The sequence below is a fragment of the Rothia uropygioeca genome (assembly GCF_004136585.1).
In the GTDB taxonomy this organism is placed as follows: Bacteria; Actinomycetota; Actinomycetes; order Actinomycetales; family Micrococcaceae; genus Rothia.
The window spans coordinates 327,594-343,291 of record NZ_NOIR01000001.1; the positions used below are offsets into that span (position 1 = coordinate 327,594).

Below are 15,698 nucleotides of genomic sequence, written 5' to 3' on the forward strand. Positions count from 1 at the left end.
AATATATACCCCCTAGGGGTATACCTCAAGAGGGTCGAATGTGAGAATTGAGGTGTTTGACCGGTCAGGAGACAACCACCGGAGATCTTTGTGCGAGAGTTAACCCATGGCTTCGAAGATTGAGGACTACGCCCTGCTCTCGAATATGAGCACCGCTGCACTGGTTTCACGCGAGGGGTCCGTGGACTGGTTCTGCACGCCCAGATTCGACTCCGAAGCCGCCTTCGCGGCGCTCTTGGGGGACGAAGACCACGGGCGTTGGCTGCTAGCTCCCGCGGCGGCTGTCTTCCCCGTGGCCCCAAACGAGGAAAACCCTGAGATTTCCCAGGAAGAGGACTCATCGGCCCGAGTGGCCGAGAGGTTCTACGGCGAAAATTCTTTTGTTCTGCACACCATTTGGTCCACGGGCACCGGTTCGGTCCGCGTCACCGATTTCATGCCGTTGGGCAATCGCACCGAGATCATTCGACGTGTCGAGGGCCTGACCGGTGAAGTGACGATGCATCAGGAGCTCGCGTTGCGCTTCAACTACGGGCGGACCGTGCCGTGGGTGACTCGGTACGAGGGGGCCCCTGACCTGCAAACCGGCTATTCCGACCCTGCCGATGGGATGCTTGTGGCGATGGCCGGTCCGGACGCGCTGGTCTACCGAGGCGACCCGATTCCCGAAGCCGCTCACCGATGCCACGCCGGTCAATTCGACATCTCTGCGGGACAGGTTCGTGATTTCTCACTGACCTACTTTGCTTCGCACCGCAATCCTCCCGCACCCGTGGACTTCAACGAATCTCTGCACCGCACCGTGGATCAATGGAGCGAATGGTCCGACCTGTACAACGATCCCAGCGAGCCCGTCCCCACCGGCACCGGTCCCGTCCCGACCACGACGGCGATGCCGATGGTCGACGTGAATTCAGGCGCCATGCCGTTGGGTGCGGTCCCAGGCGGACAAACCGAAGCAGAAGAAAAAGATACGAAGCTCGACGACTACCGCGAAGCCCGCCTGCGGTCGCTTCTGGTCATTCGCGCTCTCATGAACCGTGAGACCGGCGGCGTGGTGGCCGCCCCGACGACGTCGTTGCCCGAGGTCATCGGAGGGCCCCGAAATTGGGATCACCGATTCTGCTGGCTGCGCGACGTCGCCCAGTCCGTTGGCATCTCGATCGCCCATGACCACGATCGCGAAGCGACCCAGCTACGCAACTGGCTTCTGCGCGCCATCGCGAACGACCCAACCAAATTGCACAACGTGTACGGTCTGGCCGGCGAAAGCGATGATTTCGAGCGGCATATCAATCTGCCCGGGTACGAAGACTCGGAACCGGTGCGGCGCGGCAGCGGTGCGGCCATGCAGTTGCAGGGAGACGCCATGGGACAGCTCATGGTGACCTTCGAAAAATTGCGTCGCCTGGGGTACTCGGAAGACCATCTTTCGTGGCCTCTTCAACAGGCACTGCTGGGGTCCGCCGTCGAGCACGTGGGCGAGGAAGACCAGGGCATCTGGGAAACGCACGGTGAGACGCACGTCTACACTCACTCCCAAATCATGTTGTGGGCGGCGTTGGACGCCGGTGTCCGTGCGGTTCGCACACACGGTTTGTCCGGGGACGCCGATCAGTGGGCCTCCGCCCGGGACCGGCTCGCCCAGCAGATCTGGGCCCACGGGTTCAACCGCGACCTCAACTCGTTCGTCCAGTACTACGGCGGAACGAACGTCGACTCGTCATTGCTCAACATCGCTCACACCGGCTTCGTCTCTTTCGATTCGCCGGAAATGCGCGGAACCGTCGAGCGGATCGAGCGTGAACTCGATGCGGGCGGCGGTATGATTTACCGCTACCGCAACTCCGATGGGTTGGACGGAATCGAGGGGCAGGACAACCCCCATTTCGCCTCCACGTTGTGGCTTGCGGAGCAGCATATTCGGTCCGGATACATCGATCGGGGGCGCGAAATTCTGGATGCCGTGCTCGAACGCGCCAACGACGTCGGGCTGTTCTCGGCCGAATACTCGCTCAAGCGGGGCCGGATGACGGGCAACTTCCCGCAGACCCTCGCCCACATTGCGCTGGTGTCCGCGATAGACGCGATCCTGCTCTAGCCGCTGTCCCGCCAGGCCGATTCCGTCGTCCCGGGCCGGGACGTCGCGTCTGCGCGTGGGCCAGAGGCGGTGGATCATGACCGGCTCGGTGGGATTGAACCAGAACCTGTGGTCCTCATTCGTCCAAGTCGATGGTTCGGTCCACTCGGATGCGTGCCAGGAAGTCTTCGTCGTGGCTCACTACGATCAGCGCTCCGCGGAATCCCTCCAGAGCATTGACGAGCCAGTCGACGGTAGCCATGTCCAGATTGTTGGTCGGCTCATCCAGAATCAGCAACCGCGGGGCCGGCGCGGACAAGAGGATTCCAGCCAGGGCAACCCTGAAACGTTCCCCGCCGGAAAGAGTCTTGATCGGGGAGAAGACTCGGTCCCTGCGAAAGAGCAACCGGGCCAGGTCATCCCTGAGCTGCTGTTCGCTCGCTCGTTGGTTGGTGGCCGCAACCGTCGAGAGTACGGATTTCTCGGGTGCGAGTTCGATGCGCTGCGGCAAAAAACCTACGCGGTCCACCCTGTTCTCGACCTCGTACACGCGGCCCATGCCAGGCAAACGAGCTGGTCGTGAGGAGGTGCTCTTTGGACCTTCGACGATGCGGTGCAAAAGACTACTCTTGCCCGACCCATTGCGACCTGCGATGCGCACGTGTTCCGGACCCGTCACGATCACGTGACGCTCCTCGGTTCCCAATGGTGCGTCCTGGGTTTCTTCGGCCGTCGGGTCCTCGGTGAGTTGTAATTCCACAATCCTGACGCCATTGCCGACGGCGGTGTCTGGCAGGTCGAGGTAGACCCCTTCGGTCTGCCGCAGCGAATCCTCGGCATCGGCCAGCCTGCCGAGAGCCGCGCGCTCGCGATCCGCCATGACGGAACGTGCCCGAGCCGAGGACTTCTCGGACTTTTCCTTGTCACCGCCCAGCGCGATGGGCGGTTTGCGTTTGGTCTCGGCGAACTTCTTTCCGCGTCGCTCGTCTCTCGTCTGCTTGATGTGGTGGTTCATACGGTCGCGTTTTTCCCGCGAGGCGTCGGCGCGGGCATCTCGAATATCGCGGTGCTTGGCGGCTTCCTCTCCTGCGACGGCGCTCTCCCACGTGGAGAGGCCGCCCTCGAACCGTCTGAGGACTGATGCGTCGGTCCGAGGGCCTGCGGTCCTGAGCTCGCTGATCGAGTCGCAGGTCTCCAAAAGAGCCCTGTCGTGGCTGATGACCAGGATCGGGATCCGGGGTCGAAAATGATCCAGGAGAGCCCACAACTGACTGCGGGCGTCGGCGTCAAGATTGTTGGTCGGTTCGTCGAGAATCAGAGCTTCCGGCCTGGCCACCTGAATTCCGGCAATCGCCGTCCTGACGGCCTGTCCGCCGGAGAGGCTCCCCACGTTGCGCCGCAGGTCGATTCCCGGCAACCCGGAACGGTGCATCTCGGCACGGGCGCGATCGGCGATGTCCCAATCGTCGCCAATGAGGTCGAAGTGCCGTTGGTCTATGTCGCCTTCGGTTACCGCGGAGATTGCGTTGAGAATTGGGGATATCCCCAACAAGTCTGCGACCGTCGCCGCCGTGTCGAGACCCAGGTCCTGGCTCAGTACGCAAATCCGGCGCGGCGCGGCGATCGAACCGCTGGCCGGCTCGAGGTCACCGGTGATGAGCCTGAGGAGGGTGGATTTTCCGGAGCCGTTGGAGCCGATGAGCCCGTGGAACCCTGCACCGTATATTGCGTTGATGCCAGTCAGACAGGCGGTTCCGTCTGGCCAGGTGAAGTCGACTCCGGATATGGAAATATTCTGTTGGATAGGCATAAAACATCCCTCTCAGCATGAAATGATGCTGAGCGGACGCGAGGTCTCACTCAGCGAATTGCGAGGAGAGGTGCACTATCCAATGCATTTCCTTTGCTCGGGGGCAGAAACGAGTAGAGCGTAGCATGCAATCCGTTTCTCAAGAAAGCGTCGATCGACGCAGGAGGCGTTTATACCGTCAGGCGTCGGGGGCCTAATCCCCGACGCCTGACGCCAAACGTCTCTCGAGGCCGTGACCCGGCGGGGCTAGAGGATGGCGCAATACCGGGTCAGCTATTCTTTGGCGGTTTTGGAGGCCATGGGGGCTCGCCGTTCCCGGGGTCGATACCGTAACCACGGTCGTCACGGGAACGCGGGTCGCCACCGTCATGAGCCGAAGAGCCGTTGGTATCCTGCGGTTTCGGACCCGGGCCGCCGGGGCCCTCAACCGGTGAGGGGGTCTGTGGTTGTGGGCCTTGTGGACCGCCCGACCCATTGGGTCCTCCAAAACTTCCGAAGCCTCCGAAACCACGTCGACCGGGTCCGGCCCAATGAATGTCGAGGAGATCGGGTATCGGCCGATCGCGCCGATCTGCGATGTCCTTGTCCTCGACCACGTTGACGCCCCAGTGGGTGTTGCCTGGCGTCTCCGGATAACCGTCGATGAAGGAGTTGCCTTGCAACGGGTCCGGCCAGGAAGCGGCGGGCTCGGCCGCGGGAACCATAGAGATCGGATTGTTCTCCGGGTTGAATCGGGGCCGCCAAATGAGCCTTCCCGGGCGGGACCGGTCACGGAGCGCATGGGCGCGCCACGTCGTCGCGGGGTGGGACATATTCAGGTTGGCGAGCCAGGTAAACAATCCGCGCTCGTAGACGGCGCGGTCCGCGAACTCTTGGAAATTGACGTCCTTGTTCAGGTACTTGCCGGCCGCCAGGGTTCGGATGGTTCCTTCAGATCCGCGCGGGCAAAAACGGAAACCGAAGTTATCGGCCGTGTACTCCTGCGCGCGGGAAAGAATCGAGGACAAAAAGGGCACGTTCTGGAAAGCAGAGATGCCCAAGAGCCGGAAATACGAGGTATGGCCTGCGGCGATGTGCCCCACCTCGTGACCGATGATGAAACGCAGGGCATCGGGATCGCGTGCCTGGCCCCCGATCTCGAAAAGGTCCGAATAGATCGCGACGAAGCGCCGATGGCCGTGGCCCGAAGCGAACGCGTTGATCGTGCCGTTGCCGAGGACCACATAGGCGTCAGGGACCCGCCGCAGACCGTGGGCTTTCGCCGCGCCGACGAGCATCTTGTAGGCTTCCGGGAATTGCGTGGGAGTAATGCGCACGCCCGTCAGGCGCATTTGGCCGTACAGCATGCCGCGGCTGAAGAAAATGATGATCGGCAACAGGCACAGCAGGGCAAGAAGCTGATCGAAGGTCGACGCCGTATCGGCTTCCGCGTACGTCGTCGGAGTCGTCACCAAGGGCATGAACGTGCGGATGAACAAAACCCAGAACGCAAAGGTATATGCCGCGAGGGTGAAGCAGATCCCCACGATGAGCCACGGAATCTCGCCGGGATGCCGAAGTTTCTTGCGGAGGCTCTCGTCCAGGAGCGACTGGGGCGAGAACAAGGACGGTCCGGGAAAAGGACTGTGTGCTCTCTGGCGTGAGTCCTCGGGCACCCAACCGTTACTGACGTCGTCAGCGAGTGGTTGGGAGGGGATCGAAGCTTCCGGCGGATGGATGCCGGGTGCACCGTACGTATGCGCATCCTTCTCGAAGTTAGGGCCCGGTTGGGACCCGAACGGGTTCTGGGTCATGAACGTCCTCTCGGTGGTTCATATCAGCGAGACGTGCTTCAGGCGTCGCGGCAACGGTATGACTTCCAACTGTACCCAGGGCCGTCAGTCGATGGGCGGATACGAAGTGAGGAAAACCTGGGAGGACGGGGCAATGCGGAAGAACGAACGGGCATGGCGGGATGTGGAATTCTCTCTGGTGGCAGAGAGCAATGAGCGTCGATGCCCGAAGACCGGACATCGACGCTCAACACCCCTTGGCCGAGGAGGGGGAATTCAGCTCAAATCTAGACCGTGTATGTCCAGGGGGTGTTCCCCTCTGCGGCCTGGGTGATGATGTTGGTCAGCTGGGTTTCGGTGGCCTGGTAGGACTTCTTGGATGTCTTCAACGGGTCGTTGACCGTGAAGGTTCCCTTGTCCTTGTTGTATCCGGAGACGTAGACGAAGTGGCCGTAACCCGGGGCAGCGTCCTCACCGGAAATAACGCCTGTCTGGGTCAGTACGATGGCCTGTTTGCCGTCTTTGATGCTTGCGATTGCGTCGGTGGCATTGGCGTTCACGTGTGCCGTTCCCTTGACACCGTGATTACTGAGAATCGTGGCGACGTCATCGCTCTGCAGGAACTCGGAATTGCCACGCCCGGCTTCCTCCCGGATCTGGGTCATGGCGGCGCTCTGGTCCGAGTCGGAATACTTGCTCGGCAATTTTCCGTCATTCTGCAGCAGGGCCATCAGGATGGAGGCCGGGCCGCAGTCGTTGTACTGCGAAGCCTGGCCCTGTACCTGGCTGATGTACTGGAACTTGTGCTGGGCTTGGGTCGAGGCCTGGGCGTTGCCTGCGCTTTCCGGTGCTGCGGTTGTGGTTGCATTTGCGGCTCCGGCCATCGCACCGGTGGCCAATGAAGCGATAGCGGCACCAGCAACGAACCTGCGTTTGAAGTTATTCATCTTTGAATTCCTTACCGTTTGTTTTGGGTGTTTCGGGCATTTTTGACGGTACGAATGAAATGCGTCCTGCGTCAACGTTTGCCCGAAGATTTGTTGATTGCGGAGAATCGCTCGTAATTATCAATTTGTAATAGGTTGCGTTGGTCAATGGCATGGTGGCTCTATTGTGCGATGGCCGCGAAGGTGTGGTCATTCCTCGAGTTCAACTCCGGGATTTAATAGGTTGAAATATCGCCCGTCTGCCGGTATATGTGGTGCGCTTATCTAAGTTTTAATATAGTTAACCGATGGTTCCCTAAAGTGTTTCTCCTACGTCACACTCATGCGAATGAATTCACTCGTCGATAACGTTTTCCCTAGTCAGATGGGATTGAGAGGGTGGCTGTCCTGGGTTATTTCTGCCCGGGTGCCCGTTTTGCCATCTCTGTTTTCGTCGGTAGTTTGGGCTCAGAACCACTTTGCACTCCACCTGGGGAACCACATCATGTCCAAAAATGGGATTACTCTGCCTGCCTTCGTTTCTGCGTCGCTTCTCGTCACGTCGTCTATCCTCCTCGGAGGGTGTTCCTCCGTTTCCGGGGGCGACGCCGAATCCTCGTCTTCCGGAGCCTCGGAAGGTTCTTCGGAATCGCCGGCGGGCGGAGAAAAGGACAAGCCGCCCGAACTCATTGGCGGCGGAAAGACCGTATTCCCTGATCGCCGTATGGTTGCACTGTACGGAACTCCCGGAAATCCGGCGCTGGGGGCTCTCGGTGAGCAGGATCCTGCCGCGTCCGTGGAGCGGGTCAAGAACCTTGCTGAGAAGTATCAACCGTACAGCGAGGAACCGGTCATTCCGGCTTTCGAGGTCATCGCCTCCGTTGCGGACGCCGTCCCCGGGGATGACGGGGACTATTCCAATGAGCTTTCTCCCAGCGAACTCAAACCGTTACTGGACGCGGCCAAGAAAAATGGGGTCTACGTGATTCTCGATTTTCAGCCCGGACAACAAGACTTCACGAGCCAAATCAAGGAATACCAGGAGCTGCTGAAGGATCCGAACGTCGGCGTCGGTCTCGATCCGGAGTGGCGGCTGCAGCCAGGTCAGAAGCCTTTGGGGCAAATCGGTTCCGTAGACGCTTCGGAGATCAATGAATCGCTGGATTACGTTGCCGATCTGACCCGCCGGGAAGACCTGCCGCAGAAGGCCGTGGTCATTCATCAATTCGCGGGCTCCATGATCACTCAGCGGGAGAGTCTCAATACTTCCCATCCTGAGCTCGGCATCACCCTGCATGCGGATGGGCACGGGACGCCCGACCTCAAGGAGCAAACGTGGTCAGCGTTGCAGGAAGGGCTGCCGCAAAACATCTACATGTCCTGGAAGAACTTCTACGATGAGGACACGCCGACGTTCACGCCGGAACAGACTTACCAGGTAGACCCCAAGCCGTGGATCGTCACGTATCAGTAGGTCTGTGGGTCTCACATGGCCTGACAACGTGGAATCGTTCCATCACCACGGGGGTCGAATCGTCGATGATGAAGTCTTTCCCCAACACCGAGGACACCTCGTCCGAATTCCAGTACGCCGCATGGCCTTCACGCCATTGGGCAACCGTTTCGTATCCCTCGCCCTCGCCGATGGCGTGTTCCAGTGGGACGTCTCGGAAAGGGGCAATTTTGACCTCGGTCGTTTCGATGACGAACAGCTTGTGCCCCTCGGAATCGATGACGACGCCTTGTTGCCCGGCGACGGGCAACGGCTCGCCTCCCACGTCGTATTCGCGAACGAGAGAACTGGTTGTGCTTTTTGCGCCGGTCCTGATGGCGGCAATGAGTTGATCTCGCAAAGGCCCTGGGGATGCGAATTCTACGAGAGGCAGGTCGGTGCACATGCGAACATTCAAACATGGGGCAAGAGGCTATGGGCCAACCTCCAGGCATCGCCCCGGCAAGCGATCGCGAGACCTGGTGGATCATCTCATCGTGGCGGCCAGCTCTGTCGAGTCGAGGGTGCGATCTGCGAAAACCAGCCGAATCGCCGTCGGGTCCGGATTGCCCGCGTCAGGCCCACGGTGTTGAAGGGTCAGTCCAACCTTCCGGGCGACGGCCGCTGAGGCCTCGTTGTGTTCGAGCAGATATGCCACGATCGGCAGATCAGGGCGTAACTTGCGTGCCCTTTCTATGGCTCTGAGGGAAAGCTCCGTCGCGAATCCCCGCCCTTGGGCTTCCGGAGCGAACCGGTATCCGAGATTCCAGAAAGTGTTCTGGCGGAGAGCGCAGCCGCCGTGGCCGACCGTTGTGCCATTTTCGCGGGCCACCCACGTTCCAAGACCTGATTCCCACGCGGAAATCCACCCGGAGAGGACTTCTTCCGTGGTTTCGATGTCTGCGAAGCGACCGCTCGGCAGGTGGCTCCAGACCCGGGGATCCGAATACAGACGGTGCAGGTCCTGAAGATCCGACGTCTGCGGAATATGAAGATCCAATTGTTCCGTCCGATCCTCTGGAAGATCGCCTTGGGCCGGTTTTCTGGATGTGCTCACAGGGTGCCTCGCAATATCGGGTGGACGTCGATTCCTGTGATGTATCTTACGGCCTATCGCCTCTGTGGCGGTGGGGATGCGGCGTGCGTAGGCTGAGTTCATGGCTGACCAGACTTTTCATGCAGAACACAAAGTTGCCGGCGGCAAGCTCGTCGTCGCCGATGTGACCACCGACGGCGAGCGTATTACTGACGCCACGATTTCCGGGGACTTCTTCTTGGAACCCGAGGAGGCGTTCTTCGAGCTCGCACCCGCATTGGTCGGTTCATCTGCTTCCGACGACGGTGCCACGCTCACGGCCCGCCTCGACGCCGCGCTCGCTCCATTCGGCGAGGACCTGGATCTTCACGGATTCTCCACCGGTGACGTCGCCCTGGTGGTTCGGCGCGCGATTACCGGAGCGAAGGACTTCGGCGACTTCGAGTGGAGCATGCTGCGGCCCGGGCCCCTTCCGACGAGCCTGAACGTCGCTCTGGACCAGTATTTGCTCGACGAAGTGGCCTCGGGGAGAAGGGGCCCGACTCTTCGTTTCTGGGATTGGGAGGACAGGGCAACGGTCATCGGGTCCTTCCAGTCGTATATGAATGAGTTGCATCCGGAAGGCGTCGAGAAGCACGGGATCGACGTCGTGCGTCGCATATCCGGCGGCGGCGCCATGTTCATGGAGGGCGGCAACTGTGTGACCTACTCGCTCTATGCGCCGGCTTCCCTGGTGGCCGGGCTGAGCTATGAGCAATCCTATGTCTTTCTCGATCAGTGGGTCCTTCAAGCCCTCAGGGAACTGGGCGTCAATGCTTGGTACAAGCCCATCAACGACATCACGTCCTCGGGCGGAAAGATCGGCGGCGCGGCCCAGAAACGGGTGAGCGGTGCGATCCTGCACCACGTGACCATGTCCTACGACATCGATGCCGACAAGATGACTGAAGTACTCCGAATCGGCAAAGCGAAGATTTCCGACAAAGGCATTCGCAGTGCCAAGAAACGTGTGGACCCGTTGCGCCGCCAGACCGGCGAGAGCCGCGAAGGAATCATCCAGACCATGGGGCAGACTTTCCAGACGCGCACAGGCGCCGAGTGGGCCACGTTGTCTTCGGAAGATCTCGATGCCGGTCGTCGGCTCGTCGAGGAGAAGTTCGAAACCGAGGAATGGACACATAGGGTCCCGTAATCGCCTGCTACCATCCGGACGACCGCCGAACTAGAGGAGCCGGGAGACCGGAAGAGCGTCCAATGCCGCTGTGATCAGAGGGTGCCCCCGGGCACCGCTTCGCGTGGCGCTGAAGATGCGGCGGGTCGGTGCGGGATCCCCGCGGAGGGGTACGCGCGTGACCGGCCAATCCGCATGAAGACGCGCCAATTTGGGAACGAGGATGACCCCGAAACCGTGGGCCACCAATGCGGTGCCGGTCTCCCATTCATCGGCCTGATGAGCCACGTTGGGTGAGAAGCCCGCGTTCATGCATGCTGCGATCACGAGATGGTAATAGGCGCTGTCCGGGCGACCCACAATCCACGGCTCCTCGGCAGCGTCCGATAGCTCAACCGATTTTCTCCGAGCCAGCGGGTGATCTTGCGGAACGACCAGATCCAAGGGGTCATCCACCAGGTGAACCTGATCGAAACGAGGGTCCGAGGAGGAAGGTGTCATCGACGTCGCCGTGTACAACGCCAGGTCCGCGTCTGCCGAAAGCAGAAGGTCGAAGCACCGAGCCGGTTCGGCCTCGATGACCCGCACCGTGGTTTCCGGAAAATCCCCGCGCAACTGGGCCGCGGCCTGGGGGAGGAGTCGGGTTGCAGCCGTGGAGAACCCACACATCGTGAAAGATCCCGTGACCTGCTCCGGATCCGCAGTGAGCTCGGCGCGAGCCCGCTCTTCCTGGGCAAACATCACCGCTGCGTGGCGCAAGACCGTGTGCGCTGCGCTGGTCAGCGTCCCATCCTTGTTGCTCTTCGGCCCGGCATCCGACGTTGTGGGGCGACGCACGGTCCTGCTTGCCAGCATCGTGCTGGCGGCGGCAGGTTCAGCCTGTTTCCTCTACGTCGGGAGCGTCTTCTGGCTGTTCTTGGGCCGCGCTTTCCACGGTATGGCTCTCGGCGCGGTTACCGGACCGGCCACGGCGTGCGTCATCGAAAGCTCTGCGGGGCGTGAGAACAAGCACAAAGTGTGGGCCTCGGTTCTTGCCACCATGGCATTCGTGGGTGGGACAGCTGCCGGTCCTTTCTTCTCGGGCGTCCTGACCGAATGGGCCCCGCTTCCGGAGTCGCTGCCTTATCTCGTCCACTTCGGATTCTTGGCAGGTTGCTGGATTCTAGTGCTTCGGATGCCACGTGTCGGGATGACTTCCCTGCGCCGGTGGCGACCGACCGCACCACGGGTTCCGCGTCAGATTCGGCGGCTGTTCATGGCGGCGGCGACGACCGGGTTCTTGGCCTGGACCGGGGCCGGAATCTTTCTCGCCACAATTCCCACAGTCTTGGAACGAGCCGTTTCCGACGCCACGACGGCGATGACGGGCGGGGTCCTCGGCGCAATGTTGTTGTTTTCCATGGCAACCCAACCTTTGATCGTGGGCATCAATCCGATTCGAATGCAGATCATGGGCTTGGGTCTGATCGGCGCGAGCCTCGGCGTATTGGCTCTCGACGGCGGAACGAGTCTTGATGTCGTTCTCGGGTCCGCGGTATTTGCTGGCGCCGGGCATGGGCTGGCCTACGGAGGTGCCTCAGCGATGCTGGACGGCATCACACCGTCCGAGTTCCGTGGCGGCGTGAACGCGGCGCTGTACCTGGTGTTCTACATGGGTGCGGGCGTGCCGGCGATTGCAGTCGGCATTCTGACGTCCTGGCTGTCCATGGGCGTGGCTGTTTCCTTGATGAGTGCGGCCGCCTCGATAGTCAGTATTGCCGTCTGTATCGTCCTTGCAATTGTCTGGTCGCGGCGACGTCGTGGTGCGGCCGGGGAATGAGGCGTGCCTTGATCAACAGGTCATCCGTTATGACGAAGACCTCGTCGTCGGATCTTCATGGTTCTGGGGTCGGCATCAGACCGCTTGGTCTTGTGCCCGACGGCGGGGCCTCAACCCAACCCGGGAGAGATCGCGGATGCTCGGAGGCAGGGACAGCAGCAGAACGACCAGGGCACCGATGATCAGGGCACGGAAGTCGAAGAGCCAGAAGCCTGCGATTCCGATGCCACCGCCGACCAAGAACAACATGATCAAAAGGGCCAGAACCGTGGCCTTTTCCGGGTCTAGCCGAACCGGGGGACCGCTGCGCGAAAAACGTCCGTAGACCCAAGTTCCGACCTCAACACCCAGATCGGTGATCATTCCCGTCACGTGGGTGGTGCGAACGGGGAAGTCGCGGATTTTGGTGATGAGAGCGTTTTGCAGACCCATGGCGAAGCACAACGGCGGCACGATGATGAGTTCTTGGTTGAAGTGCTCCAGATCGCTGGCGAGAATCCCGACGATCAGGATGAGCACTGCCTCGAAGACGAGGACATTCGCATACCTGCTAGCCAGCCGTCTTCTTTTGGCCCAGGTGAAGATAATGGTGCACGCCATGGTCCCGGCCGTGAAGGAGCCGACGGCCAGTAGGCCCGTGAGCAGGAGGCCGATTTCGGCGCGCATGACGTGATGGGCAATATCGGCAACCATCCCGCTCATGTGGGAGGTGTAAAGGCCCAGGGCCATGAACCCGATGGCGTTCAATGCACCGGCCTGGAGCACTAGCAGATACGCGAGATGTCGGTCGAATTTGGGGCGACGGCGCGGTCCCGAGATCAGGTGCGGGTACCGGGAGACTTTGGTCAGTTGGGTCAGGGCGGTGCTATTGAGGTTCTTCAGGGCTGGTCCTCACGATGGCATCGGTGTTAGGGCCGGCTCAGCGCACGAGGTCCGTAGGGCCACGGGCGAAAGGTCACATGCGGCGATTTCTTGGTTTTTCAGAGTGCCATCCCCGCAGGTTCCCGCGCCAGAGATGGATCTTTTGGGTCCTTCTGTGACGCGCTCGCCGCGTAAGACAACGGCCGCCGTGTCGGGATACGGCGGCCGTTGCGGAATGGTGAAAAGGGTCGGGCTACTTGACGCCGAATTCGACGGAATCCGTAGTCCATGCCCGGGCCTGATCGCTGAAAGTGACCCCCAAACCGGGACGATCAGGAACGATCATCCTTCCGTCCCTGGTTTCCAATCGTTCGTTGAACAGGGGATCGAGCCAATCGAAATGTTCGACCCATGGCTCGCGAGGATAGGTCGCAGCCAGATGAAGATGAATCTCCATCGCAAAATGCGGGGCCAAATCCAGGCCTCTCTGGTCCGCCAGAGTCAGCAGCCTCTGGAATTGCGTCACGCCTCCGACCCTGGGGCAGTCCGGTTGGATGATGTCGCACGCGCGGTTGTCGATGAGGCGCTCGTGCTCCGCCACGGAAGCCAACATTTCGCCCGTCGCAATGGGAGTATCCAGTGAGCGAGCCAGCTCCGCATGCCCTTCGACGTCGTAGGCGTCCAAGGGTTCCTCGATCCACGTGAGGTCGAATTCCTCGAGGCGGCGTCCCATGCGCAGGGCCGTTGGCCTGTCCCATTGCTGGTTGGCGTCGACCATCAGCGGCACATCGGGACCGATGTGCTCTCTCACCGCGGCAACCCGGCGCAGGTCTTCCGCCGAATCCGGAAGACCAACCTTGATCTTGATGCCGCCGATCCCCTCTTCGATGGAACGAGTGGCACGGTCCTTGACCTCGCCGATCGAGGCGTTCAAGAACCCACCGGAAGTGTTGTAGGTCCGCACCGCATCCCGGTGGGAGCCCAACAGTTTCGCCAGAGGCAGCCCTGCCCTCTTCGCTTTGAGATCGTGGAGGGCGATATCGACCGCGGCCAGGGCCTGGGTCGCGACCCCGGAGCGTCCCACGGAGGCCCCCGCCCAGAGCAACTTGGTGTAGATCTTGGCGATATCGCTCGGGTCCTCGCCCAGAAGTCCTTCAGCGACCTCTTTCGCGTGAGCGTACTGCGCCGGCCCGCCGGCCCGCTTCGAATAGCTGAAGCCGATCCCCTGGAGCCCCTGTTCGGAGGTGATCTCAGCGAAAAGGAAGATCACCTCGGTCATGGGCTTTTGCCGGCCCGTGAAGACTTTGGCGTCGGAAATCGGCACGTCCAGCGGCAACCTGACGCTGGAGAGCGCGACGTGCCGGATCGAATCCTGAGAAGAGTTCATGATGAGTTCCTATCGGTCGAGGGCCGGGCGCTTGGCATCGAAGGTCCAACCGGGGACGAGATACCGCATCGAGGCAGCGTCGTCGCGGGTGCCCAATCCGTGTTCGAGGTACAACTGATGCGCCGCCTCGAGTCGCTCGCGGTCGATCTCCACCCCCAGCCCGGGGGTATCCGGAACGCGGATCTGTCCTTCGGAAATCTTGAACGGGCGGGTGGTCAAGTGCTGACCATCCTGCCAGATCCAGTGCGTGTCCAAGGCCGTGATTTCGCCCGGTGCGGCAGCGCCGACCTGGGTGAACATCGCTAGTGAAATATCGAAGTGGTTGTTGGAATGAGATCCCCACGTCAGTCCGAAATCGTGGCAAAGCTGTGCAACGCGTGTGGACCCGGACATGGTCCAGAAATGCGGGTCCGCGAGAGGGATGTCGACGGACGCTTCCCGGATCGCATGTGCCATCTCTCGCCAATCGGTCGCGATCATGTTCGTCGCGGTGCGTAGTCCCGTTGCACGACGGAATTCCGCCATGACCTCTCGACCCGAAAAACGGCCCTCGGCCCCGCACGGGTCTTCCGCATAGGCGATGTGGCCCGCCATTTCCCGTCCGTACCGGATCGCATCCTCAAGCGGCCAACCACCATTGGGGTCGAGGGTGATTCGCGCCTCCGGGAACTCCTTGCTCAGGGCCTTGATGGTCTCGACCTCTTGGTCGCCCGGAAGGGCACCTCCTTTGAGCTTGAAGTCCTTGAATCCGTATTTCTGCTGAGCCGCTTTGGCGAGCTCGACGACGGACTCCGGCGAAACGGCCTCTTCACGCCGCAACCTATCCCAACCGGTCGCCGTAGGCTCCCGAAGATATGGAAGGTCGGTCTTGTCCGGGTCTCCCACATAGAAGAGATACCCCAACATCGGAACGCTGTCCCGCTGCTGACCGTCGCCCAGGAGCTCGGCGACGGGAACGCCGAGAAATTGGCCATTCACGTCCAGCAGGGCGGATTCCAGAGCGGTGACGGCGTGGATCGTGACGCGTTGGTCGAAGGTCTGATTCCCCCGTCCGGCCACGTCCTGGCCCGCGAAGCGTGCAGCAACTTGGCGGAGGAGACTCTTGTACCGGGTGATCGGTTGACCGGTCAGGAGTTCGGACGCTTGCTCGATAGTGGACCGGATTGGCTCCCCACCGGGAACTTCGCCCAGGCCGGTGCGGCCTTCGCTGTCCGTGATCACCACGATGTTCCGGGTGAAGAAAGGGGCGTGGGCTCCGGAGAGGTTGAGCAGCATCGAGTCGTGACCGGCCACCGGGATGACTTCGACCTGCCGGACGACGGGTGCGGAAGTAGGTGTCATGGC

The 15,698-nt window shown here is 61.2% G+C and carries 13 protein-coding genes; 4 read left to right on the plus strand and 9 right to left on the minus strand.

From position 1 onward, the window contains the following. The first annotated feature begins 106 nt into the window (after nt 1–106). The gene (locus tag EWR20_RS01445; protein ID WP_129358434.1) at nt 107–2,101 is read left to right on the plus strand and encodes a glycoside hydrolase family 15 protein; all 1,995 of its coding nucleotides are present in this window, start codon (nt 107–109) and stop codon (nt 2,099–2,101) included. 115 nt (nt 2,102–2,216) lie between these two features. Here the strand turns inward: EWR20_RS01445 and EWR20_RS01450 are convergent, their stop codons facing one another. From EWR20_RS01450 to EWR20_RS01460, 3 genes are all read right to left on the minus strand, one after another. After that, nucleotides 2,217–3,890: an ATP-binding cassette domain-containing protein gene (locus tag EWR20_RS01450; protein ID WP_129358435.1), complete on the minus strand. Its 1,674-nt coding sequence runs from the start codon at nt 3,888–3,890 to the stop codon at nt 2,217–2,219. A gap of 269 nt (nt 3,891–4,159) precedes the next feature. After that, a complete protein-coding gene (locus EWR20_RS01455) occupies nt 4,160–5,683 on the minus strand; it encodes a M48 family metallopeptidase (protein WP_129358436.1) in 1,524 nt (507 codons plus the stop codon). A gap of 266 nt (nt 5,684–5,949) precedes the next feature. Then, a complete protein-coding gene (locus tag EWR20_RS01460) occupies nt 5,950–6,609 on the minus strand; it encodes a C39 family peptidase (RefSeq protein ID WP_129358437.1) in 660 nt (219 codons plus the stop codon). Nucleotides 6,610–7,093: 484 nt separating this feature from the next. Here EWR20_RS01460 and EWR20_RS01465 point away from each other — a divergent pair, with 484 nt between their 5' ends. Next, nucleotides 7,094–8,062 (plus strand): hypothetical protein, encoded by a 969-nt coding sequence (locus EWR20_RS01465; RefSeq protein ID WP_129358438.1) that lies wholly within the window; start codon nt 7,094–7,096, stop codon nt 8,060–8,062. Here EWR20_RS01465 and EWR20_RS01470 read toward each other — a convergent pair. Together EWR20_RS01470 and EWR20_RS01475 are read right to left on the minus strand one after the other, a co-directional pair. Next, entirely contained in the window at nt 8,049–8,486 is a 438-nt protein-coding gene (locus tag EWR20_RS01470; RefSeq protein ID WP_129358439.1) for an ASCH domain-containing protein, read from the minus strand. The genes EWR20_RS01465 and EWR20_RS01470 overlap by 14 nt on opposite strands. Nucleotides 8,487–8,567: 81 nt before the next feature. Beyond that, the gene (locus tag EWR20_RS01475; protein WP_238147509.1) at nt 8,568–9,137 is read right to left on the minus strand and encodes a GNAT family N-acetyltransferase; all 570 of its coding nucleotides are present in this window, start codon (nt 9,135–9,137) and stop codon (nt 8,568–8,570) included. Between the two features lie 100 nt (nt 9,138–9,237). Between EWR20_RS01475 and EWR20_RS01480 the strand changes: the two genes are divergently transcribed. Further along, the gene (locus EWR20_RS01480; protein ID WP_129358441.1) at nt 9,238–10,308 is read left to right on the plus strand and encodes a lipoate--protein ligase family protein; all 1,071 of its coding nucleotides are present in this window, start codon (nt 9,238–9,240) and stop codon (nt 10,306–10,308) included. 30 nt (nt 10,309–10,338) lie between these two features. Here the strand turns inward: EWR20_RS01480 and EWR20_RS01485 are convergent, their stop codons facing one another. Further along, nucleotides 10,339–11,028: a LysR substrate-binding domain-containing protein gene (locus EWR20_RS01485; protein WP_202864764.1), complete on the minus strand. Its 690-nt coding sequence runs from the start codon at nt 11,026–11,028 to the stop codon at nt 10,339–10,341. Here EWR20_RS01485 and EWR20_RS01490 point away from each other — a divergent pair. Next, nucleotides 10,991–12,106 carry an MFS transporter gene (locus EWR20_RS01490; protein ID WP_129358443.1) on the plus strand — a complete coding sequence of 372 codons (1,116 nt, stop codon included), beginning with the start codon at nt 10,991–10,993 and terminating at the stop codon, nt 12,104–12,106. The two genes, EWR20_RS01485 and EWR20_RS01490, sit on opposite strands and share 38 nt — an antisense overlap. Nucleotides 12,107–12,181: 75 nt before the next feature. Here the strand turns inward: EWR20_RS01490 and EWR20_RS01495 are convergent, their stop codons facing one another. The 3 genes from EWR20_RS01495 to EWR20_RS01505 all read right to left on the minus strand — a co-directional run bounded on the left by EWR20_RS01495 (nt 12,182) and on the right by EWR20_RS01505 (nt 15,695). Next, the gene (locus EWR20_RS01495; protein ID WP_366150732.1) at nt 12,182–12,988 is read right to left on the minus strand and encodes a YoaK family protein; all 807 of its coding nucleotides are present in this window, start codon (nt 12,986–12,988) and stop codon (nt 12,182–12,184) included. 232 nt (nt 12,989–13,220) lie between these two features. Then, nucleotides 13,221–14,354, minus strand: coding sequence for an L-talarate/galactarate dehydratase (locus EWR20_RS01500; protein ID WP_129358445.1), 1,134 nt, complete (start codon nt 14,352–14,354; stop codon nt 13,221–13,223). A gap of 9 nt (nt 14,355–14,363) precedes the next feature. Continuing rightward, nucleotides 14,364–15,695 carry an enolase C-terminal domain-like protein gene (locus EWR20_RS01505; RefSeq protein WP_129358446.1) on the minus strand — a complete coding sequence of 444 codons (1,332 nt, stop codon included), beginning with the start codon at nt 15,693–15,695 and terminating at the stop codon, nt 14,364–14,366. Nucleotides 15,696–15,698 lie beyond the last annotated feature (3 nt).